This window comes from Natrinema halophilum, from assembly GCF_013402815.2.
In the GTDB taxonomy this organism is placed as follows: domain Archaea; phylum Halobacteriota; class Halobacteria; order Halobacteriales; family Natrialbaceae; genus Natrinema; species Natrinema halophilum.
The window spans coordinates 1,895,275-1,922,240 of sequence record NZ_CP058601.1 but is presented as its reverse complement, the minus strand read 5'-3'; the positions used below and the strand labels follow the sequence as shown (position 1 = coordinate 1,922,240).

General features: G+C 61.8%; 26 protein-coding genes, 1 tRNA gene and 2 pseudogenes. 10 read left to right on the top strand and 19 right to left on the bottom strand.

Annotated features, from left to right (window positions below):
- Positions 1-25: 25 nt before the first annotated feature.
- The 8 genes and pseudogenes from HYG82_RS30140 to HYG82_RS44470 form a co-directional block, all read right to left on the bottom strand.
- Positions 26-1,681, bottom strand: coding sequence for a hypothetical protein (locus HYG82_RS30140; RefSeq protein ID WP_235217869.1), 1,656 nt, complete (start codon positions 1,679-1,681; stop codon positions 26-28).
- 442 nt (positions 1,682-2,123) lie between these two features.
- Positions 2,124-2,195 (bottom strand) — tRNA-Ala (locus tag HYG82_RS30135).
- Positions 2,196-2,324: 129 nt separating this feature from the next.
- The gene (locus HYG82_RS30130) at positions 2,325-3,074 is read right to left on the bottom strand and encodes a rhomboid family intramembrane serine protease (protein ID WP_179260758.1); all 750 of its coding nucleotides are present in this window, start codon (positions 3,072-3,074) and stop codon (positions 2,325-2,327) included.
- Positions 3,075-3,403: 329 nt separating this feature from the next.
- On the bottom strand, positions 3,404-3,712 hold the full coding sequence (gene rpsJ / locus HYG82_RS30125; RefSeq protein WP_004215311.1) for a 30S ribosomal protein S10: 309 nt from the start codon (positions 3,710-3,712) through the stop codon (positions 3,404-3,406).
- Entirely contained in the window at positions 3,713-4,975 is a 1,263-nt protein-coding gene (tuf, locus tag HYG82_RS30120) for a translation elongation factor EF-1 subunit alpha (RefSeq protein ID WP_179260757.1), read from the bottom strand.
- Positions 4,976-5,317: 342 nt separating this feature from the next.
- Positions 5,318-6,265 carry a homoserine dehydrogenase gene (locus HYG82_RS30115; protein ID WP_179260756.1) on the bottom strand — a complete coding sequence of 316 codons (948 nt, stop codon included), beginning with the start codon at positions 6,263-6,265 and terminating at the stop codon, positions 5,318-5,320.
- Complete coding sequence (locus HYG82_RS30110) at positions 6,265-6,834, bottom strand: amino acid-binding protein (RefSeq protein ID WP_179260755.1); 570 nt, start codon at positions 6,832-6,834, stop codon at positions 6,265-6,267. The genes HYG82_RS30115 and HYG82_RS30110 overlap by 1 nt, the downstream gene beginning before the upstream one ends.
- A 319-nt stretch (positions 6,835-7,153) precedes the next feature.
- Positions 7,154-7,320 (bottom strand): annotated as a pseudogene (locus tag HYG82_RS44470) (RNA-guided endonuclease TnpB family protein); the annotation flags it as partial.
- 54 nt (positions 7,321-7,374) lie between these two features.
- Here HYG82_RS44470 and HYG82_RS30100 point away from each other — a divergent pair.
- Positions 7,375-7,512, top strand: a complete 138-nt coding sequence (locus HYG82_RS30100) for a hypothetical protein (RefSeq protein WP_179260754.1) — start codon at positions 7,375-7,377, stop codon at positions 7,510-7,512.
- A gap of 67 nt (positions 7,513-7,579) precedes the next feature.
- Here the strand turns inward: HYG82_RS30100 and HYG82_RS30095 are convergent, their stop codons facing one another.
- Positions 7,580-7,945 carry a NifU family protein gene (locus tag HYG82_RS30095; protein WP_179260753.1) on the bottom strand — a complete coding sequence of 122 codons (366 nt, stop codon included), beginning with the start codon at positions 7,943-7,945 and terminating at the stop codon, positions 7,580-7,582.
- A 60-nt stretch (positions 7,946-8,005) separates the two neighbouring features.
- A complete protein-coding gene (locus HYG82_RS30090) occupies positions 8,006-9,466 on the bottom strand; it encodes an LVIVD repeat-containing protein (RefSeq protein ID WP_179260752.1) in 1,461 nt (486 codons plus the stop codon).
- A gap of 50 nt (positions 9,467-9,516) precedes the next feature.
- Here HYG82_RS30090 and HYG82_RS30085 point away from each other — a divergent pair.
- Positions 9,517-10,194: pseudogene (locus tag HYG82_RS30085) on the top strand (lanthionine synthetase LanC family protein); the annotation flags it as partial.
- Positions 10,195-10,489: 295 nt separating this feature from the next.
- Here HYG82_RS30085 and HYG82_RS30080 read toward each other — a convergent pair.
- From HYG82_RS30080 to HYG82_RS30070, 3 genes are all read right to left on the bottom strand, one after another.
- On the bottom strand, positions 10,490-11,467 hold the full coding sequence (locus HYG82_RS30080; RefSeq protein ID WP_179260751.1) for an ROK family protein: 978 nt from the start codon (positions 11,465-11,467) through the stop codon (positions 10,490-10,492).
- Between the two features lie 308 nt (positions 11,468-11,775).
- Positions 11,776-12,240, bottom strand: coding sequence for a universal stress protein (locus HYG82_RS30075; protein WP_179260750.1), 465 nt, complete (start codon positions 12,238-12,240; stop codon positions 11,776-11,778).
- Between the two features lie 316 nt (positions 12,241-12,556).
- On the bottom strand, positions 12,557-13,021 hold the full coding sequence (locus tag HYG82_RS30070; protein WP_179260749.1) for a universal stress protein: 465 nt from the start codon (positions 13,019-13,021) through the stop codon (positions 12,557-12,559).
- 104 nt (positions 13,022-13,125) lie between these two features.
- On the opposite strand from HYG82_RS30070, the gene HYG82_RS30065 reads away from it, so the two are divergent.
- The 6 genes from HYG82_RS30065 to HYG82_RS30040 all read left to right on the top strand — a co-directional run bounded on the left by HYG82_RS30065 (position 13,126) and on the right by HYG82_RS30040 (position 17,407).
- Complete coding sequence (locus HYG82_RS30065) at positions 13,126-13,866, top strand: SDR family NAD(P)-dependent oxidoreductase (RefSeq protein ID WP_179260748.1); 741 nt, start codon at positions 13,126-13,128, stop codon at positions 13,864-13,866.
- A 190-nt stretch (positions 13,867-14,056) separates the two neighbouring features.
- Positions 14,057-14,524: an MOSC domain-containing protein gene (locus tag HYG82_RS30060; protein ID WP_179260747.1), complete on the top strand. Its 468-nt coding sequence runs from the start codon at positions 14,057-14,059 to the stop codon at positions 14,522-14,524.
- A gap of 136 nt (positions 14,525-14,660) precedes the next feature.
- Positions 14,661-15,458 (top strand): YqcI/YcgG family protein, encoded by a 798-nt coding sequence (locus HYG82_RS30055; protein WP_179260746.1) that lies wholly within the window; start codon positions 14,661-14,663, stop codon positions 15,456-15,458.
- A complete protein-coding gene (locus tag HYG82_RS30050) occupies positions 15,455-16,054 on the top strand; it encodes a cysteine hydrolase family protein (protein WP_179260745.1) in 600 nt (199 codons plus the stop codon). The genes HYG82_RS30055 and HYG82_RS30050 overlap by 4 nt, the downstream gene beginning before the upstream one ends.
- A 241-nt stretch (positions 16,055-16,295) precedes the next feature.
- Positions 16,296-16,763, top strand: coding sequence for a phosphopantetheine adenylyltransferase (locus tag HYG82_RS30045; protein WP_179260744.1), 468 nt, complete (start codon positions 16,296-16,298; stop codon positions 16,761-16,763).
- A gap of 233 nt (positions 16,764-16,996) precedes the next feature.
- Complete coding sequence (locus HYG82_RS30040) at positions 16,997-17,407, top strand: hypothetical protein (RefSeq protein ID WP_179260743.1); 411 nt, start codon at positions 16,997-16,999, stop codon at positions 17,405-17,407.
- Positions 17,408-17,452: 45 nt separating this feature from the next.
- Here the strand turns inward: HYG82_RS30040 and HYG82_RS30035 are convergent, their stop codons facing one another.
- Together HYG82_RS30035 and HYG82_RS30030 are read right to left on the bottom strand one after the other, a co-directional pair.
- Positions 17,453-17,896 carry a universal stress protein gene (locus HYG82_RS30035; protein ID WP_179260742.1) on the bottom strand — a complete coding sequence of 148 codons (444 nt, stop codon included), beginning with the start codon at positions 17,894-17,896 and terminating at the stop codon, positions 17,453-17,455.
- A gap of 151 nt (positions 17,897-18,047) precedes the next feature.
- The gene (locus tag HYG82_RS30030; protein WP_179260741.1) at positions 18,048-18,845 is read right to left on the bottom strand and encodes a ZIP family metal transporter; all 798 of its coding nucleotides are present in this window, start codon (positions 18,843-18,845) and stop codon (positions 18,048-18,050) included.
- Between the two features lie 370 nt (positions 18,846-19,215).
- On the opposite strand from HYG82_RS30030, the gene HYG82_RS30025 reads away from it, so the two are divergent.
- Positions 19,216-20,856: a potassium channel family protein gene (locus tag HYG82_RS30025; RefSeq protein WP_179260740.1), complete on the top strand. Its 1,641-nt coding sequence runs from the start codon at positions 19,216-19,218 to the stop codon at positions 20,854-20,856.
- A 64-nt stretch (positions 20,857-20,920) separates the two neighbouring features.
- Here the strand turns inward: HYG82_RS30025 and HYG82_RS30020 are convergent, their stop codons facing one another.
- The 3 genes from HYG82_RS30020 to HYG82_RS30010 all read right to left on the bottom strand — a co-directional run bounded on the left by HYG82_RS30020 (position 20,921) and on the right by HYG82_RS30010 (position 23,157).
- The gene (locus HYG82_RS30020; RefSeq protein WP_179260739.1) at positions 20,921-22,174 is read right to left on the bottom strand and encodes a digeranylgeranylglycerophospholipid reductase; all 1,254 of its coding nucleotides are present in this window, start codon (positions 22,172-22,174) and stop codon (positions 20,921-20,923) included.
- Positions 22,175-22,437: 263 nt separating this feature from the next.
- Entirely contained in the window at positions 22,438-22,854 is a 417-nt protein-coding gene (locus HYG82_RS30015) for a universal stress protein (RefSeq protein WP_179260738.1), read from the bottom strand.
- Between the two features lie 153 nt (positions 22,855-23,007).
- The gene (locus HYG82_RS30010; RefSeq protein WP_179260737.1) at positions 23,008-23,157 is read right to left on the bottom strand and encodes a DUF7557 family protein; all 150 of its coding nucleotides are present in this window, start codon (positions 23,155-23,157) and stop codon (positions 23,008-23,010) included.
- A 219-nt stretch (positions 23,158-23,376) separates the two neighbouring features.
- Between HYG82_RS30010 and HYG82_RS30005 the strand changes: the two genes are divergently transcribed.
- Entirely contained in the window at positions 23,377-23,616 is a 240-nt protein-coding gene (locus HYG82_RS30005) for a hypothetical protein (protein WP_179260736.1), read from the top strand.
- 223 nt (positions 23,617-23,839) lie between these two features.
- Here HYG82_RS30005 and HYG82_RS30000 read toward each other — a convergent pair whose 3' ends face one another.
- Complete coding sequence (locus HYG82_RS30000) at positions 23,840-26,917, bottom strand: AAA domain-containing protein (RefSeq protein ID WP_179260735.1); 3,078 nt, start codon at positions 26,915-26,917, stop codon at positions 23,840-23,842.
- Positions 26,918-26,966: the final 49 nt, after the last annotated feature.

Sequence of the window (26,966 nt, the reverse complement as noted above, 5' to 3'; positions counted from 1 at the left end):
GTAGAGAGAGGAAGGAGCCATGAAGTCAAGCGGGGAGGGCAGGAACGTCGATGTGGTTGTACTCCTCAAAGCTACTCTCCTCAACTATCCCTCTGAGGAAACAGTGTGTTACCTCGGGCTTGAACGATGAACCGAACCGCTCCTTGAACCACTCCCAAGTGGGTTCCCACCCGTACCGGAGAAGGCGACAAGCAACACGGATACGTTCGTTGTGTGAAAGAGTGTCAATCCCTTCGTGTTCGGCTTTCCGCTGAAGTGCTTCGGCACCTCCTTGATTCTCTCGTGCTGGCCATATCGTCTTCGTCTTCCCAGTCGCTGTTCCCGACCTCGATGCAGTTGTACTCGTGGAACCAGAAGCCCCTACATCGTACCCCCGATTGGAGAGGTAGTTGAGTGCGGCTTTACGGCTACCCTCCGTGCGAACGAGGTGATACCCTGCCTGAAGGGCCTCGGTTCGTGTTACGGAGAAGATGATGGAACTCCGGCTCTGCCCTCCAACAATCACCACGTAGTCGCCGTTCTGGTAGCCCTGCCTGCTCCACTTCTCGAAATCCTTGCGGTTACCCTCCGAAAGTTGAAGTGGCGCGTGTTCTGTCTCCTTTGTGAAACTTCCATCGCAACCAATCGCTCCGATGAACCAAACCGGAACCATCGGTGCACCGTTTCGTCTTCCTTTTCGAGCGAACGCTCCACCCTTGACCTGAATGACCGCGACACTTCGGGGATTTCCGCTGGCGTATGCGTAAGGGGAGAACTCTTTCGCGTTGTACATCAGCCACCCAGGAGCGTCGAAGGTGTTCATCGGGTACTCCCTCTGCTCAATGAGTGGTGTCTCGACCTCGCGCTCATCAGGCACCAACTCCAGCACAGCGGCGTCGAGGTCGAGGTGGGGGTGGATCTCTGCGTGTGGTTCCTCCTTCGGAGACTGAGCCGTTGGGCTTGTCACGCCACCTCGATGCACGAATACGTCGCGAAGAACCTCTGCGTAGGATGCTGGCGGCTCAGTACACACACTCGTGGCCTCCGAGATGATACGGTCGTGTTCCCACTCGGGTTCAATCTGTACCTTCTGGAGCGTGGAACTCTCGTGTGTCACGCCGGGGAGCCTGAATAGCCCCTTCCGGTAGTAGAGGCTAACGTCCAACTTTGCACCCGTTTCCTCGCAGAACGCCTCTGCTTGCTTCTTGAGGCGTTCTCGTTGTTCCTCACCGTGCACGAAGTGCGGGACGTGAACGTGGATAGAGCGATTTCCCGAGAAGTAGCACGAGCAGTTGTGGAAGGGGACACCGAGCCGATCGTCGGTGAACTCACGGAACCAATCGATGAGAGTCTGCGCGTCCTTCTCGTGGTACACGTCAGACTCGATGTGGACGGGGTAGAATACGCGACCGTCGCCCTCACAGGTGTCTTGTAGTTCCTTGCCGATGGATCTTTTTCCACTGATTTCGTACCCACTCTCGAACTCGTCTTGCCGATCGTACTCTTCGGGTGTCAAGAGGTATACCGGACTGGCGGTGTGCGCTCCCTCAGGAACCGGCTCGAATATCGTCTTGAGCTTTGGGGCGCGAATCGGCCCCTTGTCTTCGGGGAAGCCGTACTGGACACAGGGAACCGCGTCCCACTCAGATGGAACAGTTGTCGCGCTATACGCAGAGCTACGCTTGGATGTAGAGGCAGTCATAATGACAGAGAAGGCACTCAGCGGTTGGTTCGATAGCTCACCCTCAATGCGATGAATCTGCCGACGGTAACGCGATGGTTACGACTGGAGAGCCGAGAGTTCCGCGAGAATTTGCCTTCACTCTGTAGAGGGCGTCCAGAGGGAAATAGATACCGAAATCCAGGGGCGGCATCGAGGTAATCGGGAAAGAAATTAAAAGATGGAGGGTGGTCTTGGGCGCTTGAACCCGGGAGTATAGGAAGTAATACTACCTACGTCACAAATCACACTGGAGAAATAATTTCGACAAACCGCCGGGAGACGGAAGGAGCGCTCGAATAAATCACGAATACACAACCGGCAAAGCGTGCCCCACGACAGAGCGAATACAACGCTCTAACGGTCATGTGGTTATTTAAAGAAGCTCCGTCTTAGTGCGATTACCGAACGCGCGGAGCGCGTATGGACTCGCCGGGATTTGAACCCGGGGCCTCTTCCTTGCGAAGGAAGCGATCTACCACTGATCTACGAGCCCTCGGACGTTCATACCCTCGGTTTCTATTTGAGGCTTGTGTTTCGGGAGCGGATTGCGACACCACGACAACCGCTGGGCACAGAACGCGGTCACCTCGAGCCGACCCCGCCTCGACTTCCGGTCGTCGATTCAGATGGGAGACCGACCGTTGTTATCGCGAGCGGAGACGGCAAGCAGGCGAGTGCGGCCGGCGAGGAGGCCGACGAGAAAGCCGGTGAAGTGAGCGATCAACGCGACGCCTGGCGAGGCGGTCGCGAAGGTAAGCCCGAGTGCGAGACCGACGAACGCGAGGACCGAGACCCAGCGGGGGACGGTGACGAACGAGGCGAGTCCGGTCGACAGTCGGTTCGAAGCGACGAGATAGCCGAGCAACGCGAAGACGGCGCCGCTTGCACCCAACACACCGGCCGTCGGCTGGATGGAGAGAACAGACACCCACGGAAGCTGTTCCGTCAGCATACTCGGCAATGCGGCGATTACGGACGCAACGGCCGCCGTAACGACGATCTGGGAGACGCCCGCGATCGCACCGGTCGCGACGAAAAAGGCATGAAAGCGCATCCGCGTCGTCGCTCGAGCGACCGGCCAGCCGAAAACGACCAGTGCGATACTGTTCGAAAGGAGGTGGCCGAAGCTGCTATGGGCATAGACGCTCGTGACGATGGTCCACGGATTGGTCACGAGGGGCGGTGCGAGAACGAACAGTCCGCCCATCAGGCCCGCAAAATAGGCGACTCCCTGGAGAACGAACACGAGGGCAAAGACGACGAGCAACTCGAGGATCGGGCTGCCCGCTCCCGACGTCGGTTCGTCGTCCCCATCCGAACCTGGCCGCAGGTAGCTGTCTGATTGCGATCGAGACCGAGAGCCCTTCGCCATGTGGATCGTTGCAACGTGGAGTGACAAAAGTCCCAGCGCGTCAGCGACCGGTTGAGGGGACCCGATCGATCTGCTCGCGCGACTGCTGTGACTGCAGCAGCGTCGCGCCCGTCTTCCACGAGTTCGGCGTAGACGAAGTCCATACGCAGGCCGTTCTCGCGAGAGAACTCTGTCACTCGTTCGTGGAGGTCGCTTCCACGGACGATAGGAGCCGTCGAAACGATGTCCGCTCGGATCGAGTACCGACCACTCGGGGGTGGTCACTACCGAATCGACGCCCGCGGCGACAAAAACGGTGAAACTCCTCCTCGAGTTCGGTCGAGCAATCCTCAGTCTTCGAGGACGATCTCGATCGAGACGTCGTTCGGCACCTGTATGCGCATGAGCTGTCGAAGTGCGCGTTCGTCGGCATCCAGGTCGATCAGGCGCTTGTGGACGCGCATTTCCCAGTGCTCCCACGTCGCAGTGCCCTCGCCGTCGGGCGATTTCCGGGTCGGAACCTCGAGGGTCTTCGTCGGCAGCGGGATCGGACCGCTCAGGTTGACGCCGGTGTTGTTCGCGATCTCGCGGACGTCGTCGCAGATGTCGTCCAGGTCGTCTGGACTGGTGCCCGCGAGTCGAACGCGTGCTTGCTGCATTTATTTCTCGTTGACGTCGAGGACCTTACCGGCCGCGATGGTCTGGCCCATGTCGCGGATGGCGAAGCTCCCGAGTTCGGGGATCTCGCTGGATGGCTCAATACTGAGGGGCTTTTGCGGTCGGATGGTGACCACAGCAGCGTCACCCGACTGGATGAAGTCGGGGTTCTCCTCGGCGACCTCGCCGCTCGAGGGGTCCATCTTCTTGTCGATGGACTCGATTGTACAGGCGACCTGGGCCGTGTGGGCGTGGAAAACCGGCGTGTAGCCGGCGGTGATCACGGACGGGTGCTGCATGACGACGATCTGTGCCTGGAACGTCTCGGCGACGCTTGGCGGGTCGTCGGCGGGGCCACAGACGTCACCGCGGCGGATGTCGTCTTTACCGATGCCGCGGACGTTGAATCCGACGTTGTCACCGGGTTCGGCTTTTGGCACCTCTTCGTGGTGCATCTCGATCGTCTTGACCTCGCCGCCCACGTCGCTGGGCTGGAAGGAGACGTTGTCGCCGGTGTTCATGACGCCGGTCTCGATACGTCCGACAGGGACGGTACCGATACCGGAGATGGTGTAGACGTCCTGGATCGGGAGTCGAAGCGGCGCGTCCGTCGGCGGTTCCGGCTCCGGCAGATCGTTCAGGGATTCGAGCAGAATTTCGCCGTCGTACCAGGACGTGTTGTCCGAGCGTTCGGCGATGTTGTCGCCCTCGAACGCCGAGATCGGGATGAACGAGGCGTCGTCGGTGTTGAACTGGACCTGCTTGAGCAGTTGTTCGACTTCGGTGACGACCTCGTCGTAGGTCGACTCTTCGTAGTCGACGACGTCCATCTTGTTGATGCCGATGATGAGTTCGTCGATACCGAGGGTACGAGCCAGGAAGACGTGTTCCTGGGTCTGGGGCGCGACACCGTCGTCGGCGGCGACGACGAGGACGGCGTTGTCGGCCTGAGATGCGCCCGTGATCATGTTCTTTACGAAGTCGCGGTGACCAGGACAGTCGACGATGGTAAAGTCGTACTCGTCGGTCGAGAACTCCTGGTGGGCGATGTCGATGGTGACACCGCGTTCGCGCTCTTCGGCGAGGTTGTCCATGACGTAGGCGAACTCGAAGCCGCCTTTGCCTTTCTCCTCGGCTTCCTCGCGGTGCTGTTCGATGACGTGCTCGGGTACGCTCCCCGTCTCGTAGAGGAGTCGTCCCACGAGCGTACTCTTCCCGTGGTCAACGTGACCGATGATGGCCAGGTTCTGGTGTCGTTCGCTCATTGTTGTAGCTCACGCGCAGAGGCGCTTATATCGGTCTCTTTGGCTCGTTGCGGTTAAAACCATTTCGAAAGCGTATTCAGCACAACCCGGCGCTGTCTTGCGGTTTGCCTAGTATTCACACGGCAGGGAAGGTTCGGCCGTCGGCTATCGAACGTGAGGGACGAGAACGGAACCCGACCTGACTGCTCTCACGATTGAAGTCGTGGGCGTTCGCGCTGTTTTCGATGTAACCGCCAGTTCCCTCGAGTACCGATGGTCGGTTTCGGTGAGAACACGCGCAGACGACTGATATCGGAGGGCGACCTGACCGGGGGACAACGGTATCTCGAAACGGACTCCGAATCACAGCGGCGGAAGCCGGCCGACGTCGGAGAGCACGGCGGTCGCCGTCTCCGGGCCACCAGCGCCGCGACCGCTCGAGTGGAGGGACCCGGCGTTACGAGTTTCTATTTGGACGATGTTTCTGGTTCCAGTAACCGCGAGGGCGCCGTTTTCGGGAACGAGGCGTGGCCCGACCCGAACGCCGTCGCGAGTTGCTTCGCCGATGAGACGTATCGTCCGACCGTCTTCGGCCGCGAGATCGAGTGCACTGCCGGGAATATTTTGAATGCCCTCGACCGTCGCATCGTCGAGTGCGAAGCCGCCGTCGGCCAGTACGTTCGCCAGGATGACGAACTTCAGTGCGGCATCGGTGCCGTCGACGTCGAAGGTCGGGTCGGCCTCGGCAACCCCCAGGTCCTGGGCTTCCGCGAGGACGTGTTCGTAGTCGAGTCCTTCGGCGGCCATCCGGGTGAGAATGAAGTTTGCAGTGCCGTTGAGGACGCCACGGACTGCGGTGACTGCCTGCGGCGTACAGTCTTCGATCGTAGAGAGAACTGGAATTGCGCCGCCGACCGTCGCCTCGAATCGGATCGAGCCGGCGCTTTCGGCTTCGAGCGCGCGGAGTTCCGCATAGCGTTCGGCGACTGGTCCCTTGTTCGCGAGGACGACGTTGCGGTCGGCCTCGAGCGCGCGCTGGACGTGGGTGAAACCGGGTTCGGCGTCGCCGAGCGTGGTCGGTGTCGCTTCGACCAGCACGTCGTATTCGATACCGAAGACGTCCTCGGGATCGTCGCTTCCGAGCGCGTCGTCGCCGACCTTGCGCTCGAGAACGTCTCGGACGGCGATGCCGTCCGAGTCGACTGTCGCGCTGGTGGAGTCAGCGAGTGCGACGACTTCGTGGCCGTACTCCCCGGCGAGATCGGCGACCGACTGTCCGACGTCTCCGGCGCCGAGAATCGCGAGTCGCATCAGGCCTCACCTCCGAGCAGGGGTTCGACGATGGTCAGTTCCTTGTCCGTCCCGATCGATCGAATGGCCGCGAGCGCATCTTCGGTTCGGCCGGAATCGATCGCGAGTCGGGCGCGAGCGCTCGCGATGCCTTCGGTTCCATCGGGTGCTGCCAGCGAAAGATCGAGGACGACGGCGTCGGCTTCGTCTTCGATTCGCGAGAGCGTGTTCGAGAGGTCGGTCTCGACGAGGCGACCGACCAGAACCACGTTGACTTCTTCGCCGTAGTGTTCTTCACCGGCCTGGATGACGTTGACGCCGGCGTCGCGCAGTGCCTGAACGATGTCGTCGAATCGATCGGGGGGACACTCGAGGTCGACTTCGACGGGGATGTGCCCGCGAGGGGTGATATTGCCGCGTTCGTGGTGGATGCTCAGCAGATTGCCGCCGCTTTCGGCGATGGGGGCGAGAGCGCGAAGCAACTCGCCGGGCTCGTCGACGAGTTCGAGTCTGACGGTATAGGCACGGACGCCCCCGTCGGTCTCGGCGTCGGGATCGTCCTCATCGCCTGAATCTGGCCCGTCACCCATCGCCGACACCTCCTGCCTGCGCGCATCTACTCGTCATGATGTACGAGTCCGTAGTGGGTGCGTAAAAGGATATAGGACTTGCCAAAACTATCCGACCCTGTCAACGATGTGCACGTGACATCCTCCCCGCTGTAAACGGAGAGGGACCGTCGGTCCCTCAGGCAGTCGGGCGTCAGCCGACGACGGCGAGGCTTCCCCTCCACGGAGAATCCAGGTTGGCAGGTTTCAGTCCGAGCACGCCGCGAGCGTCATTTGCGAGGGATTCTCGCTCGTCTCGCGGTGGACTGTGGCGTTCGCAAGACGCTTTGCGTCTTGCGCCGTAGGGCGTGACGATATCGTTGACGGCGGACATCGTGTTCGCCCGGCGTCGAAAGCGTCGTGGAGTGCGTCGCGGTAGGTGTCCAAGAGGTTCTGCAGGCGTTGTTCTTTGCCCGTGGTGGGCGTCGCAAGTGTGGCTTGCAGCGTTTTCGTCACCGTCTCGGACACACCAATTACTACGATACTATCTCCTTTTAATGGAGCGTAAGTATAATACTATATATGGAATACGACAAGATAGGGTTCGACGACGAATCGCAGTACGAAAGCCTGAAGGAGACGAAAGAGCACCACGGTCTGACGTGGAAAGGGATGCTACTCCACGCTCAACGGGAGTTGGGTTCCGAGAGTGCCGATTGAGCGGTAGATAGTGCCGTCGAGTGACACGATTCCCCACCCGACCGAAAGGCCGGGGTTCCCTCGCTGTTTAAAGGTGGTCCTTTCCCGGGTTCGACGATCCCCAGTCACCGCGGCCGCCTTCGGTTCGGTCGACGCCCATGATCGATTCAGGCTGGTCGGGGCCGCCGAGGCTGTCGCGCGCGTCGGGTACTCGAACCGTTACCTCCTCGATTTCCGGCCAGGTGATGAGTTCGGCCTCGATGTTGTCCGTCGTGATGTCGCTGACCGAACAGCCCTTGCAACCGCCGCCGAGTTCGATGACGACCTCTCCGGTCTCGGAATCTGCCGCTCGCACCGCGCTGGTTCCGCCGTGCATCTGGATGATCGGCATCTCGCGCGACAGCCATCCCTCGACGCGCTTCTGCAGCGACGGATCGTCATCGGAATCAGTCATGTGCCATGCTAGGCACTCGAACGGTGAATAAGTTCGGTTGCGCGCCCGAAAACCGACGAATTAATCCTGAACGTTTTCGCGTCGCCGGCGAAGCCACTCGAGTGCGACTGCACCGCTTGTGATCCCCGCAACGCCGGTGAATCCTGAAATCGAGTCGTTTCCCTCGCCGTTTCGGCCGCTGGTTTCGTTCGCGGACTCCTCACTGGTCTCGTTCGGTTCGGTCGTCTCGTTGTCACCGTCTCGCCAACCCGTGGGCTCCCGCAACGACGGCGGATCGGCCTGTTGACCGGCTTCGATCGGAAAGGTGTAAAGCGCCCCGTCGAGTGACGTGTTGGGAATCGCTTCCGTACTGGACGCGATGAAGGTCTCTCCTGGCTCGAGAACGGTGGCCGTCCAGAAACCCGTCTCGGCAGGGTCGCGCCACCAGGCGAGACGGTCGGGGGCAGCCGGGTCGGCAACGTCGTGGATTTTTACGCCGGCACGGTACCACGAGGAGTAGAGTCTGCCGTCGCGAAACTCGAAATTGTGCGCCGTCGTCCACAGTCCACCGCGATAGGATTCATCAGTCGTCCGCGGTGCTTCGATTCGGCCCCGGCGAACGGGGTCGGCTGGATCACTTACATCGTAGAGGTCGATCCCGCCCGGCCGGTCGGGATCGTCTCCGCCGGTCGCCCAGGCTTCCCGACCGACCGCCATGAGATCGCCAGTCTCGTCCACCGCGGCGTAGTGATCGTTCCCCGGTAATCCGTAGACCGTCGCCTCCGAGTCAGCGAGCGCTCGTTGCTCCTCGAGCGTGGTCTCGGCGACGTGGGTGAGGTACGCGGGGTCGGTCGGGTCGGTGACGTCGATCAGGTACGTGCCGGCGTTCCAGTGGGGGAGATACGCGATTCCGTCCTGGACGTAGACGTCGTGGAGGTAGCGCGCGAGCATACCGATATCGCCCCAGCCAGGTTCGTGTTCGAGCAGCGACCAGTAGCCGAGCTGTGCGATTTCGTCCCCGCCGACGTCGAAAATCACGAGCGGGTTGGCCTCCTGTGTGTTCGCGACGACGTACAGCCGGTCACCCTCGAGATAGCAGTTGTGTATGTGGTAGTCCGTCTCGAAGTCGGCAACCGGGATCGGCTCCGAGGGATCGCTTACGTCGTACAGACGAAATCCCATGACTCCAAAGCCCGGATTGGCCGGCCCCGCAGCGACCAGCCGATTACCGTCGACTGTCACGTCGAGGATCTGCGTCAGCGACGATTCACCAATCTCGAGGTCGCGTTCCTCGGCGAGAAGCGTTGGGTCGGCCGGATCGCTGACGTCGACGGTGACGAAGCCGGTGGTCGCGGCGACGTACGCCGTCTCGCCGTCGTCGCCGGCGACGGCCTCGGCAGCACCGGTGATAGGGAGATAGCCCAGTGGTTCGTAGGTTCCCTGTCCCGTGATCGCGGTAGCCGAACGAGAGGCTACGACCGAACCCGAAAGGGGCACGAGACCGACAGCACGACTCGCCCGAAGGAACGCTCTCCGCTCCATAGTTACAGCAGCGAGATACAGACATATAGACGTGCTTACTCGATGACGAACAACTACTTCGATCGAGCCTCCACGCTGCCGACTTGCTCCGAGACGAGGAGTTCGTCACTGATCGTACGTACGACGTGGAGGGCGGGTCAGCCGGGACTATTCTCGGACTCCTCGCACTCAATGAACGATACGGATCGGAAGATCTCGTTGCCTTCGCGAGCGAGCGGGGCGATTACTTGCTCAAGAATCGAACAGAATCAGAATCTGGATACCGCGTGTGGACCACTCTCAAAGACTGTCCTCCGTTGGCTGGCTTCCTCCATGGTATCAGTGGAATCGCGTATTCGCTCGTCCGGTTGTACAACACGACTGGTGACGATAGATATCTGGATGCGGCGACGGAGGCACTCGAATACGAAGCGCACGTGTTCTCCGAAACAGCGTCGAACTGGCCAGACCTCCGCCCGTGGACCAACTCGGAGTTTGCCGATGGATGGAGTCACGGTCGGACGGGAATCGGCCTCTCACGTCTGGGGATGTCACGGTACGTTTCCAACGAATTGATCGAACGGGATCTCGTTCGTTCACGCGACACCGAAGCAAGTCACGAACTCTTCCCAGTAGACAGCGTAGCGAACGGAAACTGTGGACGAATCGAATTCCTCCTCGAAACCGAGACCGAAAAGGATGGGACCGCCAGCAACGCACATAGATTGCTCGGAAAGGTCATCGATTGAGAGCGCAATACAGGGCAATTTCGAACCTCGACCGAACGTGCTCACATAACGAATCCAACATTCATACAGGGAGAATCAGGTGTATCCGACACGATGTTACGAGCCGCGGCTCCTGATACGCTTCCATGTGTCCTCCTGTTCGAGTGACCTTCGTATAGATACAGGGAACGGAGAGACTATCCAGTCCCTGTAGCCGGGACGGGAATCGACATCATGGACCGGTCACGAGCGTCCATTTCGCTTCAATCATCGATGGGAGAAATATGGATGGCAACTGGATCCCAAATGCCCTGACTCACCCGCGCAGTCGCCGCCGGTCGCCCGTCCCACCGGTCATGGCGCTGGCGAGTGCCCCTTCGACGACGACGTCGTCGCCGAGATCGGTGACGCGAATCTCCGGAACGTTGGTCATCACCATCTCCGCGACGCGATCGCGGATCGGATCGACGACGAGTTCCTCGTTGTACAACGCGACCGCGCCGCCGAACGAGACGACGATCGGCGCGAACGAGTGGACCACGTTGGTAACGCCGATCGCGTTCCAGTGGGCGAGCTGGTCGATGACGTAGTCGGCCAGTTCGTCCTCGCCCGCGAGGTCGAAAACGTCTTTCGCCGTGAAATCCGGCCCCTCGAGCGGGAGGGCCGTCTCGATCGACGGATCGTCTTCGGCGAGCAATCGAGCGTAATCGGGAATGGCGTTGCCGGAACAGTACGCCTCCCAGTGGCCGTCGCGGCCGCAGCCACAGGTTAGCCGACCGCACGGATCGACGACGGAGTGGCCGATCTCGCCCGCGTTGCCGTCCCAGCCCCCCATGATCTCGCCGTCGCAACAGATGCCGGCGCCGATTCCGGAGGAGACGGTAATGTAGACCATGTCGTCGGGGTTGCTCGCGGCGTGAAACCGCTCGCCGATGACGCCTGCTGTGGTGTCGTTGTGGAGGTGAACCTCGTCGCTGTCGATCAACTTCGCGACCGGGCCCGTCAGGGGGATACGATCGATCGAATCGGGAAGGTTCGCGGGATCGATCACCGCACCTTCTGCGAGGTCGAACGGGCCGATCGAACCGATCCCCGCGGCGGCGATCCGCTCGGGATTGACTCTGGCTTCACCGCATGCCTCACGAAGCGTTCGGAGTACTCCTTCTGTCACGTCGATACCAGTCGGCCCGCGCGGCGTGGATCGGCGACTCGATCCGATCGTCGTCCCGTCGGCCTCGGCGACGATGGCCCGGACGTTGGTCGCGCCGAGATCGACGCCCGCATAGTAGACCATGTTATCCTAGGTGACGACCGCGGGCGTACTTAACTACCCAGATTATACTCGACAATGAGTAGCGATTTCTATCCGTTACGGTTCCGGTAGAAGCAGTGCCGACGAACGCCGACAGTTGCGAAACCGGACCCGCTTTGCTGATGAACCGTTTCGAAATCACATCCCGGAAGCTATAGTCGTCGAAGCGACTCACCCACCGCTCGCATTGCTGCGGCCAGCGAGTACTCGCTGGCCGTGAATTCGCGAGCGGGGTATGCGATGACGTTCGACGCGACTATGGAAATCGGAACTGACGTCGATCCGAGTTGTTACTCCATCACGTCGAGATCTCGGAAGTATGTCACCGGACACGGGGCCTGCAGGATGATTTCCTGCGAGACCGAGCCGAGGACGGCTTTTTCTGCTGGGGAGCGCCGACGGCCGCCGACGACCATTCGATCCGCATCCACCTCGATTGCCATATCTACGACTTTGGCTCCGACTTCGCCGAGCGCCCCTTTGATCTCGTACTCGACGCCCGCTTCTTCGAACCGATCGGCGAGTTCGGGGACCGGTGCGCGTTGAGCGGCGACTTCGTCCGGATCGACGTCTTTAGCCCGAGCATCGAAGCCGAGGTCGTCGTGAACGTCCTCGTATTCGTCTTCCGTGAAAGCGTGGCCGATCACGACTTTCGCACCGAGGGGGTCTGCAATCTCGAGCACCGTGTCGGCGAGTTCCGGCGCACGTACCGCGTCCATCGGCCCGACCGCAAGTAAAACCGTATTGATTGCCATACGGAAACAGTGGACGGACTATCCGCTTAAGGATTCTCGTCGTTGCAATTGTTCCCCAGCTACCGTTTCGAGCTATCCGCGGTAGTGACCGAACTCAGTTGCAAGTGAACACAAAGCAGTGAGCGGCGGTACACGGGTGACATCCTCCTCGCCGGAAACGGCCGGATTCTCTCGCCGAAGTAAGATAGACGGTGACCCGCTATCCGCCGGGGGTGATGCGGCCGGTCCGAGATTGTTCTACGTCGGACAAACGCACCGACGGGTAGCGACGATATTCACCTGAAGCCACGACCTATCGGTACAGATCGAGGCACGATCACCCAGCGTGATCGTCGCTTCGAACGAACGTAACGGGACAGGGCGCTGACAGCAACACTTCTTGCGCCGTCGAGCCGAAGACGGCCTTCCCCGTCGGCGAGCGCCGCCGTCCGCCGACGACGACCCGGTCGGCGTCGGTACTCGTCGCCAGGTCGACGATCGTCGATCCGTGATCTCCAACGGCTCCCCGAACACTGTAGTCGACGCCGTGTTCGTCGAAGACGTCCTCGAGATCGTGAATCGTCGAGTGGCGGGCGGCGACCGCATCAGGCTCGATTTCGTCGACGGTTCGGTCGAACTCGAGGCGATCGAGCACTTCGTCGTACTCGTCGCTGGTGAAGACGTGTGCCAGGACAACGGTGGCGTCGGCGGGCATCGCGACCTCGAGAACTGCGTCGGCCAGTTGACCGATTCGATCTGCGTCAGTGGGTCCGACGGCGAGGAGGACGGTTTCTAACGTCATAGTACCAACTACTGACTCGAACTGATGTAAATCCCTCTTCTCGAAACAGACAACAGCGTTCGAGTTTCGGATATTTTTTCCACACAGTCGACCTGGTGAGACGCATGGATGGACCGAATCTCTCGGATCGGACCGTGCTCGTCACGGGCAGCGCGAGAGGCGTCGGCCGCGAACTCCTGCTGGCGACGGCCGACTGTGGCGCGCGGACGGCTGTTCACTATCACACGAGCGCCGATGCCGCCCGCGATGTCGCCGCGGCGGCCCGCAAACGCGGAGCATCCGAAGCGATGACGGTACAGGCCGACGTGACTGATCCAGATAGCGTTCACGGACTCTTTGCGGCCGTCGAATCTGAACTCGGCGAGGTCGACGTGTTGGTGAACAACGTCGGCGATTTCGCGCCGTCGCATTGGTCTGCCCTCGAGTTCGAAACCTGGAACCGGGTTCTCGAGACGAACCTCAACGGGACCTACCTCTGTTCGAAGCGAGCGCTTCCCTCGATGCGAGAGAGCGAGTACGGTCGTATCGTCAACGTCGGCTACGCCTCGAGCGAGACGGGACTCGTGAGTCCGAAGAACTTCCCCTACTTCGTCGCGAAGAAGGGCGTGTTGATGTTTACGCGCATGCTCGCCGCGGACACGCAAGACGACGATATCACGGTCAACGCCATCTCGCCGTACGTCGTGGAAAACTCCGACGAATTCCCCGACGAACTGCCCCGCGGCCGACCGGCAAACTTCGACGATCTGATTCAGCCGCTGTATTTCTTTCTCGACCCGGCCAGCGAGTACGTTAGCGGCGAAAATATCGAAGTCGACGGCGGCTGGTTACCCGAGCGGGTGTAACGGGCACGACCAAGCGACGCCCCGATGCGTCCCAGAGCGAGTTTCGTCTCAATCGACCCACAGCGTGATTTTCGAGTGTAGCCAGCGAGTTCGACGAAAGAAAGAGTGAGTATCGAAATCGACGGCAGCCGCCTCTCCGACCGACTCTTGCATCGAGAGACCTATCACGGAGGAGGCCCCTGACAGAGCTATGACTGGCCGAGTCCGATCGATCCATCTCGCGCCCGAACAAGGGGAGTCGGTACGGCAGGTCGACAGCGTGACTGCGGTGGCAGACCAGGGGCTCGAGGGCGATCGATACTTCAGCGCCGACGGGACATTCGCCGAGCGGGACGGAAGCGATCTCACGCTCATCGAGACCGAAACGCTGACCGCGGTCGAGCGCGATTACAATATCGACCTCGAATCCGGCGTTCATCGGCGGAACCTGACGACGGAGGGAATCGCGCTCAACCACCTGATCGACCGTCAGTTTCGGATCGGCGAGGTCGTCTGTGAGGGAACGGAACTGTGCGAGCCGTGTTCGTACCTCGAGAGACACCTCGAGAAACAGGGTCTCCGCGAAGCGCTCGTCCATCGCGGCGGGCTTCGAGCCCGCATCCTCGAGGGTGGGACCGTAACTCGGGGCGACGACATCGAACCAATCCAAATCGGCTGAGTACAGACCGATGGCAGCCGGTCGCGACCGTGACGCCGAAGCCGGTTGGCGGACACGAGTGCGGATTCTCGCGTTGAATGTGTCTCGCGCGGAACGCAAACTACATTTTCGCGAGCGCAAAGAAGCAACCAGAGGCATGAACGAGCCGGGTCTCCAGTCACTAATGGATCAGGAAACGCTGGATCGGCGGGTTCACAGCGGTGACGCGCCGACGTGGGTCGTCGACCACTGGGAGTCGTTCCGGGCAGGCCTGCTCGGCGAGCGAAACGGGTCGCCGTTCCCGTGTTTCTTCGGCGTCGAATCGGTCCAGCAGGGCGAGCCGCTGTACACCGCAGTGCCATCGATGAGCGACGCGGATGCGTTACTGACGCTGCGGGATCGGATCATCGAGTACCTCGAGAGCTATCGGGAGCACTCGGAGCGGGCCTCGCTCGTAACCTTCTTCAAGCCGCCCGAGCGCCCGCTCTCGGAGGCGTCCTATCACGACGCGCTCTGGCACATTTTACAGACGCTGCACCTCCACGATACCGAGCCGTGGCCCGAAGACATCCCCACCGATCCAGACGATCCACACTGGGAGTTCTGTCTCGGTGGCGAACCGATGTTCCCGACCTGTCGGGCGCCGTTTTACGAGACGCGAAAGAGCCGGTACTGCCCAGTTGGTCTCGAGATCACGTTCCAGCCTCGCGCGTTGTTCGAAGACCTCGAGGTTACGGCCGATACCGCGGCCGGCCAGCGCGCCCGTGACGTAATACAGAATCGACTCGAGGAATACGACGGGGTCTGCCCGCACGCCGATCTCGGCGACTGGGGCGTCGAGGGCGACCGTGAGTGGCCCCAGTACATGTTTTCGGAGGACGAATCGCAAGCACCGTCGACGTGTCCGATCACGATCACCCGGACGCATCCGAAACCCGCTGCCCACCTTCCATGACTGCCACCGATCGCGCTGCCGACGCCGCGGTCTCGATCCTCGATCGAGTCGAGGACGCTGCCCTCGTTGCGATCGATTTCCAGCAGGGGTTCGACGATTCGTCGTGGGGCGAGCGAAACAACCCGGACGCCGAAGCGAACGCGGTGCAACTGCTCGAGCGCTGGCGCGAACGGGGACGGCCAATCGTCCACGTTCGGCACGACTCGACCGAACCGGACTCGCCGCTCCGAGGTGACGGACCCGGTTTCGCGTTCAAACCGGAGACGAGCCCCCTCGAGTGCGAGCCGACGATGACCAAGTCGGTCAACAGCGCGTTCATCGGAACCGATCTCGAGGGCTGGCTTCGCAATCGGGGTCTCGAGGTGCTCGTTTTCGCTGGCCTCACGACGGATCACTGCGTGTCGACGAGTGCGCGGATGGCGGAAAACCTCGGCTTCGAGCCGATCGTGGTGGCCGACGCGACCGCGACGTTCGAGCGGACGTACGACGGCGAGACCTTCGACGCGGAGACGGTCCACCGCACCGCGCTGGCCCACCTCGAAGACGAGTTCGCGACGGTGGCGACCACGGCCGACCTTCTCGAAGTCAGGACCTGAAACGATAGTAGTCGCTGAACGTCACTGCACGCCCCGCTCGCGAATTCGCGGCAGCGAATCCTCGCTGGTCGCAGCAGTGCAAGCGGTGAGTCCATCGTTTCACCGACTCCCTTAGCCCGCGCTGGTCACAGCCTCGAACGATCCGTGCTGCAGTGACCGCGATTTCGTGTGCAAATTCGAGGCTTGCCCTCGAGGCAATGTACAGCCATCGTTAAGGGATTCCTCGTGCTCGAGTATCCCCATGCGAGTCGCAGTCGCTGGCACGTTCGGACCGCTTCACGACGGGCACCGGGCGCTGTTCGAGCACGCGCTCCGATTCGGCGACGACGGCGTCGTCGTCGCATTGACCAGCGACGAGCTGGCGGTCGATACGCGCCACGAACCCCGTCCGATTCCCTCGTTCGACGATCGCGTCGACGGCGCCGCCGACGCCATCGTCGACGTCGACGAGTGGGACCGGGAGGTCGAAATCCGGGAACTCGAGACCGAACACGGGATCGCGACCGACGATCCATCGATCGACGCGCTGGTCGTTTCCCCGGAGACGGCCCCGGAACTCGAGGCGATCAACGACGAGCGGCGCGAGCGCGGGTTGGAACCGCTATCGGGAATCGTCGCGCCCTACGTTCGCGCCGACGACGGCGAGCGTATTTCTTCGACCCGAATCATCGAGGGCGAAATCGACGAACACGGGCGGGTTCTCGAGTAGCAGCCCGCGTGGAAACAGTCGCGGTTTCGGTGCAACGCGGACGTATTCTCGGTTGTGATAGTTGTGATAGCCCGAAATCGCTCGTAGTGATAGCTCGGAATCGCTCGTAGTGATAGCCCGAAATCGCTCGTAGTGATAGCCCGAAATCGCTCGTAGTGATAGCTCGGAATCGGTTGCCATGAAAGCCGTCGGCGACGCAATAGTAATGGACGGCGAGACAGTCAGTGTATGTGATGAACGGTGACCGACGACCGCTGTTGTTCGTTCTGCTCGGCAGTGCGCTACTAATGACGCTCGTGCTTCACCTGTTGTTCGTTCCCCGATACCTCCCTGACGACGTACTACTGACCGTACTGACGGTCGGTGCTGGTTGGGTGACGTACGCGCTCGTGTTCTACGCCCTCGGTCGGGTGAGAGCTGATCCCGAGAGCCAGGAGTTTCCTACCATGCGATTTGCGGACGTCGGTATCGCGCTCCTTCTGGTTTCGTTGCTGTTCATGCTGGCTTTCGACGCGTTCGGGATTCCCCTCGAGGGGATCGTCGGGGTCTACGCGCTGCCTGCGATCGGGATCTACGCGGGACTCGCGCTCATCGGCTGGTCGATCGGCCGCCGAACCGAGGCGATCAACGAGATCGCCCGGTAGCTCCAGACATCGGACCCACGCGAGGCCCATCCGTGAGGGAGTCTCTCACTCCGACTCCACGCCCGAGTTCGCGACGAATACCGGAATATCGCCGAATCGAATGATGTGATCGGTGACGCTCCCCATCGCCATCCGGTGTACGCCGCCACGGCCGCGTGTTCCCATGACGACGACATCGGCATCGACGTCTCGCGCGTACTCGAGCAATTCACTCTCCGGCGGTCCCTCGAGCACAGCGCCGGTAACGTCAAGATCGGCTGATTCCGCCCGGTCGACGATCGTGTCGACGTACTCCTGTGCGCGACCGCGCATCGCGTCTTCGGCGCTCGCGGCGTCACCGGGGAGCCGGAGGTCCCCCAGCGGACCGGTGTCGGCGACGCAGGCGACGTGAACTGCCGCATCATGGGCGGTTGCGAGCTCGAGGCCGGTCTCCGCGGCCGCCTCGGCGTGATCACTGCCGTCGGTCGGGATCAGGATGGTATCGAACATCGTCCGAAACGTACGGCGAGACCCGTAAAGATCCTGGTGAATGGCTGATCCCGTTCTCCGCCTGCCGAAGAGGTCATCGATTTCGCTGACCGACGAGATCACCGTTCTCTGCTTGCCGACGGAGACGACGGCGGCTCTCGCACGGGGGAACTCAAACGACTGCCAGCGGCACCATAACGAGGATCCCGACGACGATGCCACCGGCGAGTTCGGGCTTGCCTCCTCGAGGCAGTCGCTCACCGATATCGAGCGCTTCGGGAATGAACTCGGTAAGCACGAGATATATCATCGCGCCAGCGGCGAAACCGAAGCCGTAGGGGAGGAACTCGCGTGCGTACCGGACGAACCCGAACGCGAGGACGGCCCCGATCGGCTGGGGAAGACTCGAGAAGACGGCCCACCAGATCATCTTCCACTCGGAGATGCCCATCGACTTCAGCGGAATCGATATCGCAGTCCCTTCGGGGATATTGTGGATCGAGATGGCGATCGTCATAAAGACTGCCAGTAGGGGAATCGTGAAGCCAAAGAGTTCGGCGCCGCCTTCGAGACCGAGATCGGCGAACGAGACGCCGATGGCAACTCCCTCGGGGAAGCTGTGGACGGTCAGAATACCGAGAATAAGGATGAGCTTCTTGAAATCGGCTTCCTCGTACTCCTGTGGGTCGATTTCGGAGTCCATCAACACGTTGTGGGCGACGACGACGAGCGCGACTCCGGCGGCGATTCCGATTGCGATCTCGAGTGGCGTTCCCTCGGCTAACCCCTCCTCGACGAGACCGAACGTCGACGCCGAAAGCATGATACCCGACGCGAGGCCCCATAGAACGACGTTTCGCCTGTCGCTAACGTTCTCGAAGAAGAAAAATGGAATCGCACCGATCCCGGTCGCCAGGGCCGTAATCAACCCGGCGACGAACACGAGCGTGAGGTTTTCGAGGAGTGCCATCTACTGCCGTATTGGACTGGCCATATATATATCGACGGCAAAAGCGGAGTGGTCCCCTGCTTCGTCGAGCCTCGATCATCGGCCGAGCGGTCACGGCTCGGAGTACGCACATCCGATCGGCCGAGCGGTCACGGCTCGGAGTACGCACATCCGATCGGCCGAGCGGTCACGGCTCGGAGTACGCACATCCGATCGGCCGAGCGGTCACGGCTCGGAGTACGCACATCCGATCGGCCGAGCGGTCACGGCTCGGAGTACGCACATCCGATCGGCCGAGCGGTCACGGCTCGGAGTACGCACATCCGATCGGCCGAGCGGTTCCGGCGAATCGACCGACACCATCAACAGTCACCCCTCAGATATGTAGCGTATGTCACTGTGGAGATCTCGCCGCACCCGCCACTATCTCGTCCTGGTGGCTGTGACGACCGTCGGCTCTACGTTGCTGTACAATTATGGGATGGCAACGTGGGAGAACGACCCGCAGCCGCTCTTTCGATCGCTCGGGATCGTCATTCAGTCGTTCACGACGACTGGCTACGGTGAAGATGCGGGGTGGGCTACGCCGCAGATGTACGTGCTGACGATCGGATTGCAACTCGCAGGAATCGGACTGATCCTGACAGCGGCGGACGTCTTCGCCGTTCCGTGGCTCCGGAATACGCTGGCGGTTACGCCGCCCACCGCTGTCACCGACCTCGAGGATCACGTCGTCATCTGTAAGTACACACCCCGTGGCGAAGCATTCATCGAGGAACTCGAGTCCCGTGGGCGAAAGTACGTCGTCGTCGAACCGGACGAGGAGACAGCGACGGCGCTCCACGAGGACGAATACCGGGTCGTTCACGGCGATCCAGAGTCGATGGCGGTCCTCCGAAAGGCCAGGATCGGGCAGGCGACGGCGGTCGTGGCCGATTCGGCCGACGATACGAACGCGAGTATCGTTCTCTCTGCCCGGGAAGCGAATCCGGACGTGCGGGTCGTGACGCTGGTCGAGGATCAGCGCCTCGGAGAGTACCACCGAATCGCTGGCGCGGACGAGGTGCTGTCGCCGCGGCAGTTGCTCGGCGAAAGTCTCGCTCACCGAGTGCCGACGGCGGTAACGACCACCGTCGAGGAGGGCATCGAGATCGGCGACGACCTGGAACTGGTCGAGCTCTCGATCGCCGAGGAGAGCGATCTCGCCAGGCAGACCGCCGACACGCTCCAGCTTCGCGAACGCTTCGGCGTCGATTGCATCGGAGCGTGGTTCAACGGAACGTTCGAGAGTCCGATCCCGCGAGATCGCGAAATCGACGCTGGAACGCGACTGCTCGTTGCCGGCGAACCGAGTCAGATCGATACGTTACGGGCGGAAGCCGCGTCGACGGTCCACCCCTTTGCCGCACAGCACGTCGTGATAGCCGGCTACGGGGAAGCCGGTGCAGCGGCTTGTGACGCCCTGGAAGCGACGAACTCCCGGGTGACCATTCTCGATACTGCGGAGAAAGACGGCGTCGACGTCGTCGGGGACGCTCGCGATCCGGCGGCGATCCGCGAGGCGGGTGTCGACGACGCATCCGCGGTGATCGTTACCCTTGACGACGATACGACCGCGGTCTTCACAACGCTCGTCGTTCGGGATCTGAATCCGTCGATCGACATCGTCGTCCGTGCGAACGACGCGGAAAACGTCCAGAAGCTGTACCGCGCCGGGGCGGACTACGTCCAGTCGCTGGCGACGGTCAGTGGCCGGATGATCGCCTCGACCGTCTTCGAAGACGAGGAGGTCCTGGCCGTCGACCGGCAGGTCGATGTCGTGAGACTCCCGGCCGGTCGCTTGGCCGGCGACACGATCGTCGACGCCGAAGTCCGATCGAGAACGGGCTGTACGATTCTCGCCATCGTCAGAGACGGCGATACTATCACTGAGTTCGATCCCGATACGTTCGTTCTCGAGACGGACGACGAACTCGTTATCGCTGGGACCGACGAGAGCGTCCGATCCTTCGAATCGACGTTTCTCGCCTGAAAAGCGGTCGAATCGCCCCGGTAGTCCGAGGACGATAGTACGTGTATAGACGACTGGCCGGCAATTACGACAACAGACCGTCGAAATCGAATCCGAACTGTTGTTTCGCGAACTGCGCGAGCAGCGGAATATCCTCGAGGTCGAGGAGACGTGCGATGGCCAGGGGGCTCCCGTTGTTCGCATTGGCGAGCGTCTCGTCGCCGAGGCGTCCCAGATCCTGCATGAGTTTGTCGTAGCGTTCGTTGGGCGCGAGATAGAGCAGTTGCGTCATCAGCAGTCGGGTGTTCGCGTTGGGCGCGACGTCGCGGTGCCAGAGCGTATCGTAGACTGCGAGGTTCTCCGTGGACGGTTCGATGTCGCCGTGTTTGAGACAACTGTCGGCGGCGGCGGCGGCGGCGCGGCCGGACTGCATGCACTTGTTGATGCCTTCGCCCCAGAGCGGGTCGACCGTCGGAACGGTATCGCCGATTGCCATGAATCGGTCGGTGTGGAGCTTTCCGGGCGCCTGTATGTGTGCCGAACCGCGGTGTTGTTTCCCTTCGATTCGTTCGGCGTCCCGGAATCGGGGGTCGGTGTCGAGCCAGTGGCTCAGGTAATCATCGATGCTGAAATCCTCACGGCTGTACTGGGCGTGGCTGTCGTTTTGAATGTAACAGAGGCCGACCTTGGCGGTGTCCTCGCCCGTGTGGAAGATCCAGGAGTAGCCGCCGGGCGCGATATCGTGATCGAGGCGGAGCATCATCGCGTCGCGCAGGTCAGCGAACCCGGGGCGATCGATGTCGATCCCTTCGAACTCGTACTCGATGCCGATCGCGTGGTTCTCGCGTTTGAGATCCACGACGTCGAGTTTCTTCGCGAGCGGGGCGGCCGGGCCCGTCGCGTCGACGACGATGTCGCCGTAGACCGCTTCGTCGCCGTTGTAGGTGACGCCGACGATCTCACCGCCTTCCATGATCGGGGCGGTAACGCGGGCCTCGAACCGGTACTCTGCGCCGTCGTCGCGGCCGTCCGCAACGAGGTAGCGCTTGAAGTCGGCGAATTCGAGCACTGCACCGGGCTGTTCGCGAACGTAATGTTCCGTCGGCGACTCGAGGACGACGCTGTCGGTATATTGCATCACCACGTCGTCGGGGATACCGAAGGACGCCATCATGGAGGGGAATGTCCCCGCAGTAGACTTGTTACTCTGTCGGGGAAACTCGTCCTCGGCCTCGGTCTCGAGGACGACGACGTCGTACCCTCTGGCGGCGAGATCGCGGGCACACTGCGCACCGGCGGGACCGGCACCGGCGATGACTACGTCGTAACGGTCGTTCATGCAAGCGTGACTGTAGCGGACCTTAATTAGTCTGTCCTGTTACGATCGAGAATACGTCGCAGTTCCCCTTGATTGTCGGGTTCCCCGTACGAATCGCTTCGGAGCGAGTGGGCCGCAAAACCCGATTCTAATGCCCATGGCACGCGATTTCAGTGCTGGTAGCGACGAATCGCCGGACGTGATCGGCCGCCTCGAGTGGACTGCTGACTGTGTGGTGCGTACGTCGTCCGGCGAACCGGACTCGCTCTGGATCGAAGTGACCCCTACCGGACGATCGTCACCGGAACGGGTGACTGTCGGGCGACACGCTCTGCAACGCTCCCCAGAAGCACTCTCGAGAAGCCGGTCCGGCCATGGCTTCCGACGACGATCAGGTCGACATCGTTTTCCACCGCGTAATCGACGATTTCGTCCGACGGCTGACCGACAGACACCACCGTTTCGAGCGAACAGCCGTATTCGGCCGCCCGATCTTCGGCGTCTGCGAGTAACTCCGCCGCCTCTTCCCGCAGGCGCTCGATCAACACGTCCGCTCCGAGGTGTGCAACTTCGCCGTAACCGCTGTTCGTCGGGTCTGCGGCGTGAAGAACCGTAATCTCGTCGTCGACGTGTTCCGCACACGCGAACTCGAGTGCCGCCCATCCCGGCTCCGAATCCTCGAGGGCGACTAGCAGGTGCATACTTCCCTCTACCCGGACCAGCTACTTGAGTGTCATCCTCTCTCACAATTTGTGGTGAACTTGAGTTATCTGCTGGCGGCGGCAACCCCAACTACTGACCGAAACACGGTCCGTCGACGGTACGGCCGGGAAGCGCCCGAATACGGAACTCCCTCATTCGGAGTATCCCTCTTGCAGAAAGGTCCCCTCGGTTTCGTACATCGAAACCAGTTCTTCGATGAGTTCCTCGTGGGTCTCTCCTTCTTCGAGATGGCTGTCAAGTCGCTCTTTCAAATCGTCGCTGATCTCGAGAGTGTATGTCATGATGGGGTAGTGGCTGTGGGTGCGTCATATTCTCGCTCGCAACTGTCAAATACCTCCGCGGAGCGTATGCAAGCTTTGGGCGTCAAAGCTCCTCGGGGTGCGTCTGCAATTCGTCCGTCACCCGCAAACAGCTTGCCGCGATCGATCTCCAGCCCCGATAGATCCGAACCAGCACGGGACGGCCGGTCACTTACCGGGTCAGCCACCAAACCCGCAGACATGTCCGCATCACTGTCTGATGACGACGTTGGGAAGACGGTCGTCGACGTCGAAGGCAAAGAACTCGGTATCGTCGCCTCAGTCGAAGACGGCAGGGCGTACGTCGATCCCGATCCGAGCCTGGCAGAACAGTTGCTCGCGTCCGTCGGGTGGGAAGGCCAAGACGACGAGGACTACCACGTCACCGAGGATATGCTCGAACGAGTCGACGACGAAGTCGTCCTGCGCGGCGAACTGTAGTTCGGCTCACGCAGAGTGGGCGAACTCAGGTGGGGCGATTTGCCCTCGATCGCTTGCCCTCGATCGGGCCCGGCATTCACGAACATCGATATCAGCCGATCGGCTACCGTGTCCTCTCGGTCGTTCGGTTCGGTCTGGCGTGGCAACGTGAAGTGTCTCCTCGCACGAGGGTCGCCCGAGCGATAAGTCGCGTCGAAGGTCGGTTATCGAACGACGGTCCGAATCACCGACGGGCCCACTCGAGCATCCGTTCGTAGACGGGATCGGACGCAAGCGCCCGCGAATCGCCAACCAGCACGAGCGCACGTTTGGGCCGAGTCAGGGCGACGTTGATCCGTCGGTAATCCTCGAATATCGGCCCCTCGAGCGAACCGGTCGCGGTAAAGGAGACGATGATAACCTCCTGGCTCGAGCCCTGGAATCGGTCAACTGTGTCGACCGTAACGTCGTCGGGGACGTGTTTCGAAATCTCGGACACCTGCGCCCTGAAGGGAGCGATAACACCGATCTGGGAGCGGTCGAGGCCTGCGGTTTCGTACGAGTCGATCAGCTCGGCGATTCGGCTTGCCTCCTCGCTATCCGTATACTGACTCCGGTCTCCTTTCACGTCGACGAACGAGACGGGGTCCTCCAGCGTCGCGGGTAACGCGTCGCTCGAAACGCCCTCGAGGTCGTCGAGCGTCCGTCCTGCGACTGCTGGGGTCGCGGGGCGAAGCTGGCCGTCGTAAAACTCGGTCGACGGGAACGCCTGGATGCGCTGGTTCATCCGATACTGGCGGTCGAGCATGACCCCGGCTTCGGGGTAGAGATCGACGAGCCGTTCGAACAGCGACTCGGTGAGATCGTGCGCTCGCGACACGTCGTCACCCGCGTCACCGGTGACCGTTTTCGTCCCGCCCTCGGCCCGAACGACCGGCGGCAGTTGCTCGTGGTCGCCGACGAGGACGAACCGTTCGGCCAGATTGATCGCCGCGCAGGTTCCGGGTTCCGTGAGCTGGGCGGCTTCGTCGACCAGCGCGACGTCGAAGGCCTGTTCTTTCATCACCCGCGAGCCGCACGTCGCCGTCGTCGCAGCCACCACCTGCGCGTTCTGTATCTTCGCGACGCGATCCTCGGGATCGCCCGCTCGCTCGAGCCGGTACGGCTCCATGTCGTTACGAACGCCGCTTTCCGAGCCGACGCGGACGATTCGATCGTCGTCGACGGTGTCGTCCAGTTGGTCGAGAACGGCCTCGAGCGCGTTGTCGACCGCCCGATTCGTAAAGGCTGACAGCAGGACGCGTTCGCCACGATCGATCATTTCGCGGATGGCGCGGGCGATGGTGTAGGTCTTCCCGGTTCCCGGCGGGCCGTGGATCAGCGCGCAGTCCTTCGCGCCGACGGCCTTCGTCACGGCTTCGTTCTGGCGCTCGTTGTTGTGGATAACGGTCTCGTCGATCGCGGCGAACTCGGGATCGGCTCTCCCGAACAGGATGTCCTTCCGTCGTTCGGCTCCTTTGAGGAGCGCGTCGTGCATCGCGACGAGCAGTCGGTCGGTCGTCAGTTCGGAGGGGTACACGTCGAGCCGGGTGACTTCGACCGGCTCGTCTGCGGTGAGCACGACGTCGTCGTCTAATCGTTCGATCATCGCGAGTTCCGAATCGCCGCGAACCGGATGTCCATCGCTCGCGAGCACCAGATCGCCCTCGCGGAGCTTCGACGTCGCGCCGCCGGTTCGACGGGCCCGTAGCTCCCAGCGCCCGCCCTCGAGCGGTTGTTTCTCGACGAACTCGAGGTCGATCAGTGCGCGGTCGTCGTCGGCTCGCTCCTCGGCCGTCTGTTCCCAGAGTTTGGCGTATTCGCGGTGGACCGCTCGGCGCTCCTCCTCGATCGCCCGGTAGAACCGATCGAAGTACTCGAGTTCCTCGTCGGGCAGCGACTGCCCGATCTGGCCGGCCTTCGACTCCTGGTCGAGCCGACCGGAGACGACCATGCAGGTGTCCTGTTCGAAGCAGTACTCGCATTTCGCGTCGGCCTCGTAGCCGGTCGGGATATCGCCCGCCGTCTCCGTCGCCGCGATTTCGTTGCGCAGCCGAACGACGTATTTCAGGAGGCCGTTGCCCATCGAGAACTCCTTCGCTGGAGTGAGATCGCCGGTCTCCTCGTTGCGATCCAGCGCCGAATTCTTCGTGTAGAGCAGCGTCCCGGTGTCGACGTCACTACCGTGTTCTTCGAGCAACAGCGCGTAACAGGCCGCCTGAACTTTGTCCTTGAACCGGGGCTCTTTCTTCAGATTCTTGCCCGTCTTGAGTTCGACCGGTGCACCGCGGCGGACTGCGTCGGCTCGCCCGCGGATACCAAACGTTTCGCTAATGAGGAGCTGCTCCGACCGCCAACTGCTCTCCTGAGGCGTGAATGCTCGATCTGAGCTATCGGCGGCAGCAGCCGCCCCATCTTCGGCGGCAGCAGCCGCCCCATCTTCGGCGGCAGCAGCCGCCCCATCTTCGGCGGCAGCAGCCGCCCCATCTTCGGCGGCAGCAGCCGCCCCATCTTCGGCGGCAGCAGCCGCCCCATCTTCGGCGGCAGCAGCCGCCCCATCTTCGGCGGCAGCAGCCGCCCCATCTTCGGCGGCAGCAGCCGCCCCATCTTCGGCGGCAGCAGCCGCCCCATCTTCGGCGGCAGCAGCCGCTCTCTCTTCACCCGTCAACCGGCCTTGCTCGAGCCACCCCTCGATCGCTTTCGCGTTCTCTCGGACGTCCTCGGCGACGGCTTCGGGAGTCTCGCCGAGCAGTCCGAGTTCGAGTCCTCGTTCCTCGACCCGGGCCTCGATCGATTCTTCGAGATTCCGCCCGCGGAGCAAATCGCCGAAGACTTCGTGGACGAGCGTTCCTTTCACCACCGGGTAGTTCAGCGGCACTCCGGAGAGCTTGTTCAGGTAGTAGAGTCGTGGACATTCGACCCAGTTGCGAATCGACGTGACGCTGACGAGAAACGAGGGTTCGACGACGACGTAGGAATCTCCCGTGGTCGCGAACTTCGGTTCGCCCTCGTAGTCCTCCTGTTTTGCGTTCGTAACGAGCAGTTCCATCCCCGGCTCGAGCAGTTCGGCCGACTCTGTCCATTTGTTCCACAGCGTCACCGTTGTCGTCTCGCGGCCGCCGGCAACCGCTGCCGTCTCGCCATCGTCCCGTGCAGGAGGCGCAGTACCGGTTTGCGCTTCGTCGGTCAGCCGAAGGGGGACGTCGGCGAGGTCGCTCTCGCCATAGCTCGTCGATACCGACCGTACCTCGACCTCGCCCGCGACGGTTCCGCGTACGTACACAGCGTATCGTCACGAGCGAGCGATCAAAAACGCTATCGGTCGCCGGTGC